General features: G+C 45.5%; 12 protein-coding genes. 10 read left to right on the top strand and 2 right to left on the bottom strand.

Annotation, left to right across the window (positions count from 1 at the left end; translation table 11 throughout):
* Positions 1-24: 24 nt before the first annotated feature.
* The 7 genes from nusA (at position 25) to NFR61_RS07860 (ending at position 10523) form a co-directional block, all read left to right on the top strand.
* Complete coding sequence (gene nusA / locus NFR61_RS07890; RefSeq protein ID WP_251622659.1) at positions 25-1266, top strand: transcription termination factor NusA; 1242 nt, start codon at positions 25-27, stop codon at positions 1264-1266.
* Between the two features lie 42 nt (positions 1267-1308).
* The gene (infB, locus tag NFR61_RS07885; protein WP_251622651.1) at positions 1309-4044 is read left to right on the top strand and encodes a translation initiation factor IF-2; all 2736 of its coding nucleotides are present in this window, start codon (positions 1309-1311) and stop codon (positions 4042-4044) included.
* Between the two features lie 103 nt (positions 4045-4147).
* Positions 4148-4528, top strand: coding sequence for a methylglyoxal synthase (locus NFR61_RS07880; protein WP_251622643.1), 381 nt, complete (start codon positions 4148-4150; stop codon positions 4526-4528).
* Positions 4529-4541: 13 nt separating this feature from the next.
* Positions 4542-4946 carry a DUF6769 family protein gene (locus tag NFR61_RS07875; protein ID WP_251622641.1) on the top strand — a complete coding sequence of 135 codons (405 nt, stop codon included), beginning with the start codon at positions 4542-4544 and terminating at the stop codon, positions 4944-4946.
* An 85-nt stretch (positions 4947-5031) separates the two neighbouring features.
* The gene (locus NFR61_RS07870) at positions 5032-6219 is read left to right on the top strand and encodes an efflux RND transporter periplasmic adaptor subunit (protein WP_251622639.1); all 1188 of its coding nucleotides are present in this window, start codon (positions 5032-5034) and stop codon (positions 6217-6219) included.
* A 12-nt stretch (positions 6220-6231) separates the two neighbouring features.
* Positions 6232-9318, top strand: a complete 3087-nt coding sequence (locus tag NFR61_RS07865) for an efflux RND transporter permease subunit (protein WP_251622630.1) — start codon at positions 6232-6234, stop codon at positions 9316-9318.
* 23 nt (positions 9319-9341) lie between these two features.
* The gene (locus NFR61_RS07860) at positions 9342-10523 is read left to right on the top strand and encodes a TolC family protein (protein WP_251622619.1); all 1182 of its coding nucleotides are present in this window, start codon (positions 9342-9344) and stop codon (positions 10521-10523) included.
* A gap of 50 nt (positions 10524-10573) precedes the next feature.
* Here NFR61_RS07860 and NFR61_RS07855 read toward each other — a convergent pair whose 3' ends face one another.
* Together NFR61_RS07855 and NFR61_RS07850 are read right to left on the bottom strand one after the other, a co-directional pair.
* Entirely contained in the window at positions 10574-11212 is a 639-nt protein-coding gene (locus NFR61_RS07855) for a DUF6266 family protein (protein WP_251622614.1), read from the bottom strand.
* A 119-nt stretch (positions 11213-11331) separates the two neighbouring features.
* Positions 11332-11973: a hypothetical protein gene (locus NFR61_RS07850; protein ID WP_251622612.1), complete on the bottom strand. Its 642-nt coding sequence runs from the start codon at positions 11971-11973 to the stop codon at positions 11332-11334.
* A gap of 795 nt (positions 11974-12768) precedes the next feature.
* Between NFR61_RS07850 and NFR61_RS07845 the strand changes: the two genes are divergently transcribed.
* From NFR61_RS07845 to NFR61_RS07835, 3 genes are read left to right on the top strand one after another with little or no spacing between them, the layout of a single operon-like run.
* A complete protein-coding gene (locus NFR61_RS07845) occupies positions 12769-13866 on the top strand; it encodes a leucine-rich repeat domain-containing protein (protein WP_251622610.1) in 1098 nt (365 codons plus the stop codon).
* A 16-nt stretch (positions 13867-13882) separates the two neighbouring features.
* Complete coding sequence (locus NFR61_RS07840; protein WP_251622603.1) at positions 13883-14278, top strand: TerB family tellurite resistance protein; 396 nt, start codon at positions 13883-13885, stop codon at positions 14276-14278.
* 13 nt (positions 14279-14291) lie between these two features.
* Entirely contained in the window at positions 14292-15527 is a 1236-nt protein-coding gene (locus tag NFR61_RS07835; protein WP_251622601.1) for a hypothetical protein, read from the top strand.
* The last annotated feature ends 1 nt before the right edge of the window (position 15528 follow it).

The following is a 15528-nucleotide window of genomic DNA, read 5'->3' as shown; positions in this document are numbered from 1 at the left end:
ATAACAAATAACTGAAAAGTTAAAATGGAAAACATTAACTTAATCGAATCATTCGCCGAATTCAAAGAATTCAAAAATATTGACAGAGCAACTCTCATGAATGTACTGGAAGAAATTTTCAGAACCATGCTTGTTAAAAAATACGGCACCTCCGAAAACTTCGACATCATCATCAACATTGACAAAGGTGACCTGGAAATCTGGAGAAACCGCACCGTCGTGGAAGACAACAAACTGGTAAACCCCAACACCGAAATCACCTTAAGCGAAGCAAAAAAAATCGACGACGACTACGAAATAGGTGAAGAAGTCGCAGACGAAGTCAAATTCAAAGACTTCGGACGCAGGGCAGTACTGGCATTGAGACAAAACCTGTCCTCAAAAATATTGGAACTCGAAAAAGACAACATCTACACCAAATACAAAGAACGGGTAGGCCAAATCATATTGGGAGAAGTATACCAGATATGGAAAAAAGAAATGCTCATCCTCGATGACGAAGGCAACGAACTGATACTGCCCAAACAAGAACAGATACCGACAGACTTCTTCAAAAAAGGAGACACCATCAAAGCCGTCGTCATCCGGGTAGAAATGAAAAACTCCAGTCCGTACATCATCCTCTCCCGTACCTCTCCCGTCTTCTTAGAAAGACTATTTGAAAACGAAGTACCTGAAATATTCGACGGACTCATCACCATCAAAAACATCGTCAGAGCCCCCGGCGAAAGAGCCAAAGTCGCCGTTGAATCCTATGACGACCGCATCGACCCCGTCGGAGCATGCGTCGGCATGAAAGGCTCACGCATCCACGGCATCGTAAGAGAACTGAGAAACGAAAACATCGACGTCATCAACTACACAAACAACATACAATTATACATCACGCGTGCCCTTAACCCGGCTAAAATCAAAAACATCGAACTCGATGAAACCAACAAAAAAGCCAACGTATACCTGAATCCGGAAGAAGTATCATTGGCCATCGGTAAAGGAGGACTCAACATCAAACTAGCCAGCCAGCTCACAGGCTACGACATCGACGTATACCGCGAATTCAACGAAACACAGGAAGAAGAAGACGTAAACCTCGACGAATTCAAAGACGAAATCGAACCGTGGATCATTGAAGAACTCAAACGCGTCGGATGCGACACAGCCAAGAGCGTACTGGAACTTGACGAAGAAGAACTGGAAAAAAGAACGGATCTGGAAATAGAAACCATCCGCGAAATCCTTTCCATACTAAAAGCGGAATTTGAATAATCCACCTTAAAACCCAATCATTGAAAATTTTAAAATCTCAATATGGCAGTAAGATTAAACAAAGTAGCCCGAGAATTTAACGTAGGTCTCTCCACCATCGTAGAATTTTTGCATGCCAAAGGAATACAAATATCTTCCGATCCCAATGCAAAACTCTCCGACGAAGACTATGCACTCGTTGCAAAAGAATTTTCATCGGACAGCGAGGTAAAAAAAGCCTCCTCCATGGTAGACCTCAAAAATTCCCGTAAAAAGAAAGAAACCGTTGCCATAGACAACAAAGGCAATATCACGGAAATCAATGAGGAGGAACAATTCATTTCCGTCAAAGACGAAATCAAACTGGAAAACAAAATCAAAGTTGTAGACCACATTGATTTAAATCCGGCGCCCAAAACCGCCAAACAAGAACCTCAGACAGAAACCGTCGAAACGCCTCAGGCTGAAACAACCGAAGAAAGCGCACAAGACACTTCCTCCGAAGAAACACAGCTTCATACAGTAACAGCCGAACAGGCAACAACCGATGAAACCTTTAAAATCCAGCAACCTGCTGTCAAAGACGTAAAAGTCATCGGTTCCATCGACCTTGACGCCATCAACCAGCGCACAAGGCCACCCAAAAAGAACAAACAGGAAAAAGAACGGGACCGCAAAGAAACAAAAAAATCATTCCCAGCCGGGAAAACCACCTCCGCCAGCGAAGAACGGAACGACTACTCGTCAGGCGAAGACTTTGAAACCCGGAAAAAAAGAAAAAGAATACATCGGGACGAACCGGTCTCCTTTTCAGACTCTGACAAATACTCCGGCAAAAACGAAGAAAACAAGAGGAAACTCAAAAAACTGAAAAAGAAAAAACTGGAAAAAACGGAAATCACAGACGAAGACGTAGACCGGCAAATCAAAGACACCTTTGCACGCCTGGGCAGCAAAGGAAAATCCTCCACCTCCAAACACCGGCGCGACAAACGCGACGCAGTCCATCAGAAACTGCAAGAAGAAATGGAGCAGGAAGAACTCGAAAAACGGATACTCAAACTAACCGAATTCGTCACCGTGGCAGAACTCGCCACCATGATGAACATATCCGTCACCGAAGTCATCTCCGCCTGCATGTCACTCGGACTTTTCGTATCCATCAACCAGCGGCTCGACGCAGAAACAATCAACCTCGTCGCCGACGAATTCGGATACTCCGTTGAATTTGTAAGCGTAGAAATACAGGAAGCCATCGAAGAAGAAGAAGACACCGAAGAAAACATGCTTCCGCGGCCGCCCATCGTCACAGTCATGGGACACGTTGATCACGGTAAAACCTCCTTATTGGACTACATCCGGAAAACAAACGTCATCGCGGGAGAAGCAGGAGGAATCACCCAGCACATCGGCGCCTACAACGTCAAACTCGCCGACGGCAGAGCCGTAACCTTCCTCGACACACCCGGACACGAAGCCTTCACAGCCATGCGTGCCCGAGGAGCACAGGTCACCGACATCGCCATCATCATCGTCGCAGCTGACGACAGCGTCATGCCCCAGACCATCGAGGCAATCAACCACGCCAGCGCAGCAGGTGTACCCATCGTCTTCGCCATCAACAAAGTAGACAAACCCGGAGCCAACCCCGACAAAATACGCGAAGAACTCGCAAACATGAACTACCTCGTAGAAGAATGGGGCGGTAAATACCAATGTCAGGAAATCTCCGCAAAACAAGGATTAAACATCGAAGAACTCCTTGAAAAAGTACTGCTGGAAGCCGAAATGCTCGACTTAAAAGCCAACCCCAACAAAAAAGCCATCGGATCCATCATCGAATCCTCCCTGGACAAAGGACGCGGATACGTTGCAACCGTACTCGTTCAATCCGGAACACTGAAAATCGGTGACGTCATCCTCGCAGGACAATACTTCGGACACGTAAAAGCCATGTTCAACGAACGGGGAAGCAAACTCGAACAAGCCGGACCATCCGAACCGGCCTTAATACTGGGACTAAACGGAGCACCGCAGGCAGGCGACAAATTCAACGTACTGGGGAACGAAAAAGAAGCCCGTCTTCTGGCAAACAAACGGGAACAGCTCCAACGGGAACAAGGCCTCCGTACACAAAAACACATCACGCTCGATGAAATCGGACGACGTATCGCCATCGGAAACTTCCAGGAAATCAACGTCATCGTCAAAGGAGACGTAGACGGCTCCATCGAAGCACTGGCAGACTCCTTAATCAAACTATCAACCGACGAAATACAGGTAAACGTCATCCACAAAGCAGTAGGGCAAATCTCCGAAGGAGACGTCATGCTAGCCGCCGCATCCAACGCAATCATCGTCGGATTCCAGGTACGCCCCTCCATGAGCGCCCGGAAACTTGCGGAAAAAGAACAAATCGACATACGGCTCTACTCCATCATCTACACGGCCATTGAAGAACTCAAAGCCGCCATGGAAGGCATGTTATCTCCGGAAATCAAAGAAGAAATCATCGCCACAGTCGAAGTACTCGAAACATTCAAAATCTCCAAAGTCGGAACAATCGCCGGCTGCATCGTTCGGGACGGCAAAATGACCCGCTCCGCCAAAATACGCGTAATACGTGACGGCATCGTCATCTACACCGGCGTACTTGGCTCATTAAAACGATTCAAAGACGACGTAAAAGAAGTATCCAAAGGATTTGAATGCGGCTTAAACATCGAAAACTACAACGACATCCGTATCGGAGACATGATAGAAGGTTACGAAGAAGTAGAAGTCAAAAAAACATTATAACCGGCTATCACCCAAAACACTCCCCGGATACAAAACCGTATCCGGGGATTTTTGTATATTGCAAAGAAAAAACTAACTTTGCACATCAACAAAACAATAAACAATGAAACTAGCAGTAATCGCACACGACGGGAAAAAAGCGGAAATGGTCGCCTTTCTGAACCGGCACATGGACTTCTTCAAAACTGTCGGTGTAGACATTGTTGCAACCGGAACCACGGGAAAACACGCACAGGACGCCGGTCTTCAGGTAGAAAGACTACTGTCGGGTCCCCTCGGTGGAGACGCGCAAATCGCAGCGCAAGTCGCCGAACACCAGATCCAAATGGTCATCTTCTTCCGCGACCCGCTGGGCAAACACCCCCACGAACCGGACGTACAGATGTTAATGCGCGTATGCGACGTACACAACGTACCCATTGCAACCAACCCGGCATCAGCCGAAATGATGGTACGCGGATTTCTGGAAACACATAAAAAATAACAGACACAAACGTATGGGGAAAAAACTGACAGCCATATTGCCACTATACTTGGCAAGCATCATCTTGCTGGCATTCTCCGTATTTCCCCATCATCATCACCACTCATACATCTGTTTCAACACAGTCCACCACTTCTCCACAACCGACCCGCACCACCACACACACCCTGAAATACCCGAAAAAGGATGCAACATCCAATACCTATTTCAGGCAGACAACATCAAAACACTATCCCGTTATCAAATACAGGACGAACCACTTCACAACCTCATCTCGCCCTACCTGATAACAGACCTATTATACATCCCACTGTCGGCAAGCCTTACGGCACCATACCCCGACAACGGCGATGAAACACCACCCCGACAACCGGTCATCTCACACAAACTCACCAGAGGACCTCCCTGCGTGGGATAAAACCGACATTCTCATTTAACCTTATCATAACCGAAAAACACCTCGGTTACGATTATATTATTGTACCATTAAATCATTACAACAAATGAAAAACATACTAATCATATCATGCCTCCTCCTCGGGGCTTACTGCACAAGCTGCACACACGAACACAACCATGAACATGAACATGAGCATAACCACGAACATGACACACACACGGCAGACGCCGACGAACACACCGACGAACACGCTGACGAACACGCTGACGAAATAATCTTCACACAAGCCCAGGCAGCCAAAACAGATTTCCGGGTAGAAGAAATCCAACCCAAAACATTCCGGCAAATCATAAAAACCACCGGACAAATCCTGCCCGCACCCGGAGACGAAGCCATCATCGTCGCAACAAGCAACGGCATCGTATCCTTCGGCAACAAACAACTCACCGAAGGCGCCGCAGTCAAAAAAGGACAAAACATCTTCAACCTCACATCCAAAAACATCACCGAAGGAGACCAATACTCCAAAACAAAAGCCGCATACGAAAAAGCAAAAGCCGAAAAACAGCGGGCAGAAAACCTCATAAAAGACAAAATCATCTCACAAAAAGAATACGAAAACATCAAACTCCAATACGAAAACGCCAAAATAGCCTTTGACGCCATCGCCGGGAACCGCACCGCCAACGGCATCGGAATAACCGCCCCCATAGACGGATTCGTCAAAAACATCATCGTCAAAGAAGGTGAATACGTCAGCACCGGACAACCGCTGGCAACCCTATCCCAAAACAAACGCCTCATCCTGCGCGCCGAAGTATCCGAAAAACACTATCCCGCGCTAAACACAATCACCGGCGCCAACTTCAAAACACCCTACGACAACAAAATCCACCTTCTGTCCGAACTAAACGGCCGGCTCCTCTCCTTCGGAAAAGCCTCCGGCAGCACCTCCTTCTACGTGCCCGTATCCTTTGAACTTGACAACAGAGGAGACATCATACCCGGCTCATTCGTCGAAATATACCTCCTCGCCCAACCCATAGACAACGTCCTCACGCTGCCCGTAACAGCACTCACAAACGAAATGGGACAACACTACGTCTACATACAGCTCGACGAAGAAGGATACCGCAAACAGGAAATCACCATCGGAGCCGACAACGGCAAAGAAGTACAAATACTCAAAGGCCTGCAACCCGGCGACCGCGTCGTCACCCGCGGAGCCTACCAGGTAAAAATGGCAGCCGCCTCCGGCAGCATACCCCACGGACACAGTCACGAACACTAAAAAAAACGCACCATGTTAAACAACATCATACAATACTCACTACGTAACCGCCTGCTCATCATGATAGCAGCGGTAACACTCCTCATCTGGGGCTCCTACACCGCCACCACCATGGAAGTAGACATATTCCCCGACCTCAACGCCCCCACCGTCGTCGTCATGACCGAAGCACAGGGCATGGCACCCGAAGAAGTAGAACGCCTCGTCACCTTCCCCGTCGAAACAGCCGTCAATGGAGCCACCGACGTACGCCGCGTACGTTCATCCTCCACCACCGGCTTCTCCGTCGTATGGGTAGAATTCCAATGGGGCACCAACATATACACCGCCCGGCAAATCGTATCCGAAAAACTGGCCACCCTGGGAGACGCACTCCCCGCCACCGTCGGACAACCCACCCTGGGACCACAATCCTCCATCCTCGGCGAAATGATGATTATCGGCCTCACCGCCGACTCAACCTCCCTCCAGGACCTGCGCACCATAGCCGACTGGACCATACGTCCCCGGCTGCTATCCACCGGAGGAGTAGCACAAGTAGCCGTCATCGGCGGAGAAATAAAAGAATACCAGATACTCCTTGACCCAGCCCGCATGAAACACTACGGCATCACAATAGACGAAACCCTGGCGGCAGTGGACAACATGAACCTCAACTCCACCGGAGGAATCCTCTACCAATACGGCAACGAATACATCGTGCAGGGCATAATGGCCACCACCCGGACAGAAGAACTGGGAAAAGCCGTAATCAAAACCATCAACGACATACCGGTAACACTCTCCGACATAGCCGACATACGCATCGGCAACAAAGCACCCAAACTAGGGCTCGCATCCGAAAAAGGAAAACCGGCCGTACTGGTCACAGTAACCAAACAGCCCGCCACCAATACCCTTGAGCTAACCGACAAACTCGACGCCTCCATACAGGAACTACAGAAAACCCTGCCGGCAGACATACACATCTCGACAGACATATTCCGGCAATCCCGTTTCATCAACAGCTCCATCAACAACATACAGGAAGCCCTCCTCGAAGGAGCCTTGTTCGTCATCATCGTCCTCTTCTTCTTCCTCATGAACTTCCGCACCACAGTCATATCCTTAATAGCCCTGCCGCTTTCACTGCTGGTAGCCATCCTCGTCATGCACGCACTCGGGCTCACAATCAACACCATGAGCCTCGGAGGACTCGCCATCGCCATCGGCTCACTCGTCGATGACGCCATCGTCGATGTCGAAAACGTCTACAAACGGCTGCGGCTCAACCGGCTCAAACCCGAAGACCAAAGGCAATCCGGCCTCCAGGTCGTATTTGAAGCCTCCAAAGAAGTACGCATGCCCATACTCAACTCAACCCTCATCATCATCGCCTGCTTCCTGCCCCTCTTCTTCCTGTCCGGCATGGAAGGACGCATGCTCATCCCCTTGGGAATCGCCTTCATCGTCGCACTCTTCGCCTCCACCGTCGTCGCACTCACACTCACACCCGTACTGTGCAGCTACATACTCACCACCCCGGGCGCACTGCGGAAAAGCGAAAAAGAGCCATTCGTCTCCCGCTTCCTCAAAAAAAGATACAGGCAAGCCCTGGAACAGGCGCTCAACTACAAAAAAACAGTCATCGGCACCACCGGCGCCCTCCTAATCATAGCCCTCATCATCATGACCGGGCTGGGACGCAGCTTCCTGCCCCCCTTCAACGAAGGCTCCCTGACAATAAACATCAGCACCATGCCCGGAATCTCCCTCGAAGAATCCGACAACATGGGACGCATAACCGAAGAAATCCTGCTGGGCATCCCCGAAATACAAACCGTCGCACGCAAAACGGGACGCGCCGAACTCGACGAACACGCACTGGGAGTAAACGTATCCGAAATAGAAGCACCCTTCCAGCTGCACAAACGCTCCAGAGACCAATTCCTGGCCGACGTACGGCAACAACTGGGACAACTCAAAGGCGTAAACGTAGAAATAGGACAACCCATATCCCACCGCATCGACGCCATGCTGTCCGGCACCAAAGCCAACATAGCCATCAAACTATTCGGCAACGACCTCAACAAACTATTCCGGCTCGGCAACCAAATCAAAACCGCCGTACAAAACATACCGGGCATCGCCGACCTCAACGTCGAACAACAAATAGAACGTCCCCAGCTGCAAATCAAACCCAAACGGGACATGCTCGCCAAATACGGAATCACACTACCCGAATTCTCCGAATTCATCAACGTGACACTCGCGGGCAAAATCGTATCCCAAGTCAATGAAGGAGGCAAAATATTCGACCTCACCGTCAAAGTAAACGACCGAAACCGGGAAACCATGCAAGACATCGGCGAACTCATCATCGACGCCAACGGACGCAAAATACCCCTCCATTACATAGCCGAAATACTCCCGCTGACAGGCCCGAACACCATCAGCCGCGAAAACGTACAGCGTAAAATCGTCGTCTCCGCCAACGTCGCAGGAAGAGACCTGAAAGGCGTCGTCAATGACATACAAAAACAAATCCGGGAAAAAATAGACCTCCCCGAAGGCTACCACATCGAATACGGCGGACAATTTGAAAGCGAACAGGCGGCATCCAGGATACTATTCCTCACCTCCCTCATATCCATACTCATCATCTTCCTCATACTCTACCACGAATTCAGGAGCCTGCCGCTCGCCGGCATCATCATGCTCAACCTGCCGCTCGCCATCATCGGCGGAATCATCAGCATACGGCTCACATCCGGCGTCATCAGCATACCCGCCATCATCGGATTCATCTCCCTCTTCGGCATCGCCACCCGCAACGGAATACTACTCGTATCCCACTACAACCACCTGCGGGCGGAAGGCATGAGCCTGCGTGAAAGCATCCTGCAAGGCTCCTCCGACCGGCTCAACCCCATACTCATGACCGCCCTCACCTCCGCCCTCGCGCTCATACCGCTCGCCGTCGGAGGAGACCTGCCGGGCAACGAAATACAAAGCCCCATGGCGCAAGTCATACTCGGAGGACTGCTCAGCTCCACCCTCCTCAACGGATTTGTCATCCCCGTCGTATACCTGCTCCTAAACCGGAAAGAAAAAGAATAGAAAAAAACAAAAACACAACACACATGAAAAAATACATATACATCTTCATACCCGCCCTGTTACTCTACCATACAACACAGGCGCAACAAGACATAAACGGCATACTGCAAAACATCGAAGCCAACAACAAAACCCTTCGGGCCGAAAACAAACTCAACGCCACCCGCAAACTCGACGCCCGCACCGGCAACTACCTCAGCAACCCCACGGTAGAACTCAACCAACTGTGGGCAGACCGCAGCGTCGGCGGCAACATAAACGAACTCGCCGTCGTACAGTCATTCGACTTCCCCGGCGTCTACACCAACAAAAACAAACTCGCCGACCTGAAAACATCGGCAGCCGACCGCCAATACGCCGTCATCCGCCAACAAATCCTCCTCACCGCCCGGCAGACATGCCAGCAAATCATCTACCTGCGGAAACAGCACTCACTCCTGGAAGAAAGAGCCCAAAACGCCCGCAATCTCCTGGAACTCTACCAAAAACGGCTCGAACAGGGTGACGCCAACCAGATTGAACTAAACAAAATCCGGCTCGAACAGCTCAACACCGACAACGAACTGCGCCTCAACCAAATCGCCCAAAACGCCGCACAGGAACAACTGCAAAACCTCAACGGCGGCATCGCCATCACCTTCACCGGCGACCAATACCCCGAAACCTCCGCACTGCCGGACTACCCCCAGCTCGAAGCCGACTACCTCGCCGCCGACCCCGCACTCCGGGAACTATCCGGACAAACCGAAATCGCTGAAAGAGAAATCCGCCTCACCCGCGCACTCTCCCTCCCCAAATTCGACCTCGGCTACCGGCGCAACGGAGGAAGCGGAGAAAAAATGAACGGATTCCGCATCGGCATGTCCATCCCCCTGTGGGAAAACAAAAACACCGTCAAAAAAGCCAAAGCGCAACTCGAATACGCCAACGCCACGGCAGAAGACAAACTCCACTCCCTCAAATCACAGCTCAAACAACTCTACGCACAAGCCGAGACACTCCACACCTCCCTCCAGGAATACCGACAAATCCTATCCGGCATGCAAAACACCGAACTCCTCGCCAAAGCCCTCCAGGCCGGACAAATCTCCATGCTCGACTACCTATTGGAAATCGCCGTCTTCTACGAAAGCCGGCAAAACTACCTCAACATCGAGCGGGACTACTTCGACACCCTCGCCCAACTCCTCCAATACAAACTATAAAAAAATGCCCGGAAGCTCACACTTCCGGGCATCTCATAAAAAACGACCGATTAATCAACCGTAATCGGCACATGTACCGAATCAGAAGCGGCCCGGCCGTCCGCAGACAGCACAAAGACATACCCCTCCAGCTGCTTCATATCCCACTTTTGCGGCAACGTCACCGTCGTGGAACTATCATCATCACGGGTACCTAGACGAAACAGCTTCGTACGCATCCGTTCCTTTTCAAGAACAACCACATACAAAACATCCGTCGGTTCTGCACCATAAGCGAAATCACCGGCCTCATGAGTAAACGACAACGACTGCTCGCTCTCATCTACCATGACGGACAAATTTTCGACAATCTCGCGGGAACCTTGGGCAACCCGAATCTTCTCTAAATCTATCAAAACTGCTAGATCTTCGTCCACAGTTACAATTTCCTTATTTGCTTTTACAAAAGCATTCCATGGAGTAAAAGTAACGGGACGGGTAGGAAACCCGATTTTGATAGCACTATTAAAAACCTTAGCCAACGCCATCAATTTCTTCATCTTCACTCGTTGCAACTGTTGCAACTGCGTATTGGATGAATTGGAATCAACCTTCATCTTGAGAATATTCTGCCCTCGACTGTAACAATACGTATTATCAGCCATGGACTTTCTCAACTTACTCATAAAAGGCATCTTAAATATTGCCATAATACTAACTTTAAAAATTAAACAATAGTTTACAAACACACACATGCACTACCTCGGAGCCTTGCCGACATACCACATTTTAAAATACAAATCAAACCTTCATACCCAAAAAATTTAAATTAACCATTCAACAAAAAATATTTGCATTCCGAGACCATACCGCTTTCAGAACGCATAAAACAATACAAATGAACATACCCTTGCCATGCCGCAGGCAACTTAAATTCAGCACATTCATCATGACGACAAGCCACACCAGCTTCATCAAAAATCTTAATAGCAAAGCGGTTCCTACCTTGCATCAATGCCAATACCATACGATCTCCCGCATCACCACTGGGATAACAAGTCACATTCTTCCATGTCAAAACCCATGTACCCTCTCCGGTCTGACGGATAATCAACTCGTCAGGCAGATAAATACCAGTTCCGACAGTCAGACAGACCTTTTCAGCATCCCCGATAAAACCATTAGGAGCAAAAGCAGAAATATTTTTAGAAATAAATAAATTATAACCACTCCAACCGGCAGGTTTTTCTGCATCATTCCAACACTTGGCAAGTCCGGCAAATTTCAGTGCTTTATAAAAAATATTCAGTGAGCTTATTCGTCGTTGCTGGGCAATTTGCCCTGCATCTGTAAGTTTCCTGCTACCGGGACAACTTCGTATGCACGTCTTCCCCAGCCGTTTATACACAATACAACCTCCGAATTTTCCCCGTAATTTTCCTGTAAAAACATCATCATCAATAATTGCCATATAAATTCAATTAACAAATTACCCTAAAACAACCTATTCCCAAAAGGTAAAACTCACCAAGAAACTAATTAGAACTTTTTCTAAGAAGTAACACGTCAAAGATATTTCCAAGACGGAAGCACACATGTCCTTTAAAAGGATGTATTAACAAAATAGATAAAAGAGTGTAACAACAACTATTTTCTCTAAATTGAAATTATTTCTATCTATTATTACAAATTTAAAATAATTTATATAAAATCCAAATAAAAACTTATTTAATTATAGAATTTAATGGGTTTTAATGTAATATATAGCTATACCATATAGTATATATATCAAAAATAAAGAATACTATTTCGCAGTTATTTTCTCCTTATTTCCTATCTTTTTACTGGTCACAAGCAGTATATACCCAGCTTTAACCCAGTTAAAACCCAGAAAAGACTCCCGGTTACCCTACAGTTCATACCTTATATTATCGCAGTAACTACGGAAAATATCACAAACTTTGTATAGAATTAAAATTTACTTACATTTGTTTCGCTGTTGGAGGAATCCACAGCAACATATTGAAATTTGAAGCGTTTAGCTTATCCTTGTTAAAAAATCGCCAAAATTTTGAATAGAAGGATACAGTACAAACGTTCATGCTTGCCGTATATAATCCTTATATACCCGGCTAAGCGTGGGTGACTGTTTATTTCTATTCGGGTGTTTGGCGATACCTTTAACAGATAAACTAAAATTCCCACGCTTTTCGTATTTTACAAACTTACCTTTTGGGGAATTGAAGGTGCTAAATTCATAACAGCTATGAAAAAATTATTTATGTTATTGCTGGTAGCTTTTGCTACAATGTGTTGTGTGTCATGTTCTGATGATGACGATGACAAAGATTCCCCGAAAGAAGATCCGACTGACCCGAATATTGTCCGGACGATTACTCTGACGATTGATGTAAACAGTACTGTTAAATTTACGTTAGACAATGAAGAATGGCTTAATTACGACGATCGTGATAGTTCACTAATTTCCAGTATTGGCCGAATACCTTTTCCTACAGATTTAAGCATTGATTGGGGTGATGGAAGTATTACTCAATCAAATTCACATAAATACGATGTTTCAGGAAAATATAACGTAATAATCAGTGCTAAAAATTTGAGATGGTTTGAGGCGACTTATGAAGAGATCACGGCTATTGATTTAAAAAAATGCAATAGCTTAGTAGGATTGAGTTTAGAAAATCAAAATATTTACGAAATAGATATAGCAGGTTTTACGGAATTAAGGTATTTGAAAATTAGAGATAGTCGTTTAAAATCCTTAAACGCAGACGGTTGTTCTAAATTAAGTTATTGTTATTTAAGCAGTGATTCACATTATTATAACAACTTAGAATCACTTAATATAAATGACTGTAAAAACCTAAAAATTTTAGACCTTTATTACAATAAGCTGAAAGAATTAAATATCCCCAAAGGGAGCCAGTTGGAAAAATTAAACTTAGCTGAAAATGAAATCACTACAATCGATCTCTCTAATTGTTCTTTATTACAAGAAGTGGATTTAAGTGATAATGAACTGAAAGAATTAAGTATTCCCAAAGGGAGCCAGTTGGAAAGTTTAGATTTATCTTCTAATGAAATCACAACAATCGACCTTTCTAATGGTTCTTTACTACAAGAAGTGGATTTAAGTGATAATGAACTTACCTCTTTAGATGTTAGTAAAAATACAGAATTGACGGAATTGGATTGTAGGAGGAATGAATTCGATGCAGAAGCTCTAAACAAGATTTTTACAGATTTACCTGTAGTTACACAGGGATGGCTTTATATATATAACAATCCTGGCACAGAAACCTGCAATAAGAGCATTGCAGAAAATAAAGGGTGGAGGGTTTACTAATTAAAATATATTAATCATGAAGGAAAAGCTTAAATCGCATTTTCTCAGCCTATACAGTATGATTATGGCTGACGGGATTGTTGCAGCCAAAGAACTCGAAACTTTTTATCGAATAGGTAGCGAAAATTATCATCTTACACCCGATGAAATCAATCAATATGTTGTATCTGCCGGAACTTCTTTTATTGTTCCTGAAAGCGTAGAAGAACGTATCCGCATTCTCTATGAGTTAGCAGAAATTGCATGGGCAGACGGTGAAATTGATTCAACGGAAAAGAATTTGTTACATCGTTATGTTATCCGTTTGGGATTTCTGGAGGAAAATGCTGAAAATATTGCCACATTTCTCCTCGAACAGGTAAAAAACGGAGTAGGTCTTGAGGAAGTATTAAAAGAAATTGCCAATGCTTAAATGATAGAATATCATGGAATTTATAAATAATATAAAACAATTATTCACCACCGTTAGGACAGAACAGGTTCCTATTGCACCAGCTGCAAGAAATTCGGAGTCACGCCAAGAAGGTGAAACGTATCGGCATTGGGGCTTACGTATTTGCGGTATTGTAGAAAGTAGTTTGAATGCACTGACTCCCTATTTGCACAATGTATATAATTACATTTATAGGGAGCAGGCAGAGAATAAAGAATTGCAAGAACAAGCCCGAAAAAATACCCAAGCGGAGATAGAACAGCGGAATACAAATATTGAAGAGTGTCATGCTAAAATCAGACTCTCTCATGATTGTATTAATGATAATAAAAATAAAATCGAAGAATTAAAACATGAAAAACAAGAAATTAATGAAAGTAAGGAAAAAATCAATAAAGACCAACGCCTACATTTAATTATAGGATTATTCATTATTGTTCCTTTGACAGTTTACTTGTTTTTATTTTACAGTTCTACGTTTTATTCTGCTTTTTTTGCCGATGCAGAAAGTATGGGTACTTCCGTGCTTAACAGTATGTTTGACCCACATGCACTGAACAATGCTTACAAACAAAGTTGGACTGAATTGCTATTTGTTTTAAGTGCTCCTATTATCTTTTTGGGACTTGGATTCGGCTTGCATTCGTTCTCCATGCAAAAAGGAAATGACAAGTATCTGAAGATAGCTGCTATTCTACTTGTAACAGTAGCTTTTGACAGTATTTTAGCCTATAAAATCGGTAAAAATTTGCATGAATTAGGAATGATATCTGGGTCTATTCCGCTTGGAGAAAAATATACATTAAAATTAGCTTTTACAGATATTAATACCTGGGCGGTTATTTTCTGCGGTTTTATTGTCTATATTATTTGGGGTATTGTTTTTGATATGTGTATGACCGCCTATCATGCTATGGATTTAAACAAAACCCGACTTGAAAGTATCTCAAGAGAGATGAGTGTTTTAGAAGAAGAAAACAAGAATTACAAGATTAAAATCAACGAACTTGAAAATGATATATCAAGACATCAAAATGATATTAAAATCCTAACTTCCAAGTTAGGAAATCAAGTTTATATTGATTATACCGCAATCCGTACTGAAATGAATAATTTTTTCAGCGGATGGATTACTCAAATGCAGGTACTTAGCTGTTCATTAAATGAACAAACGCAAGCCCAAAATATATTCACTCAAACCATTAATACTCTTATTCTTCAAAAATAAT

Origin of the sequence: Odoribacter lunatus (genome assembly GCF_943193135.1) — a bacterium.
Lineage (GTDB): Bacteria > Bacteroidota > Bacteroidia > Bacteroidales > Marinifilaceae > Culturomica > Culturomica lunata.
This window is presented reverse-complemented; position numbering and strand designations above follow the sequence as displayed.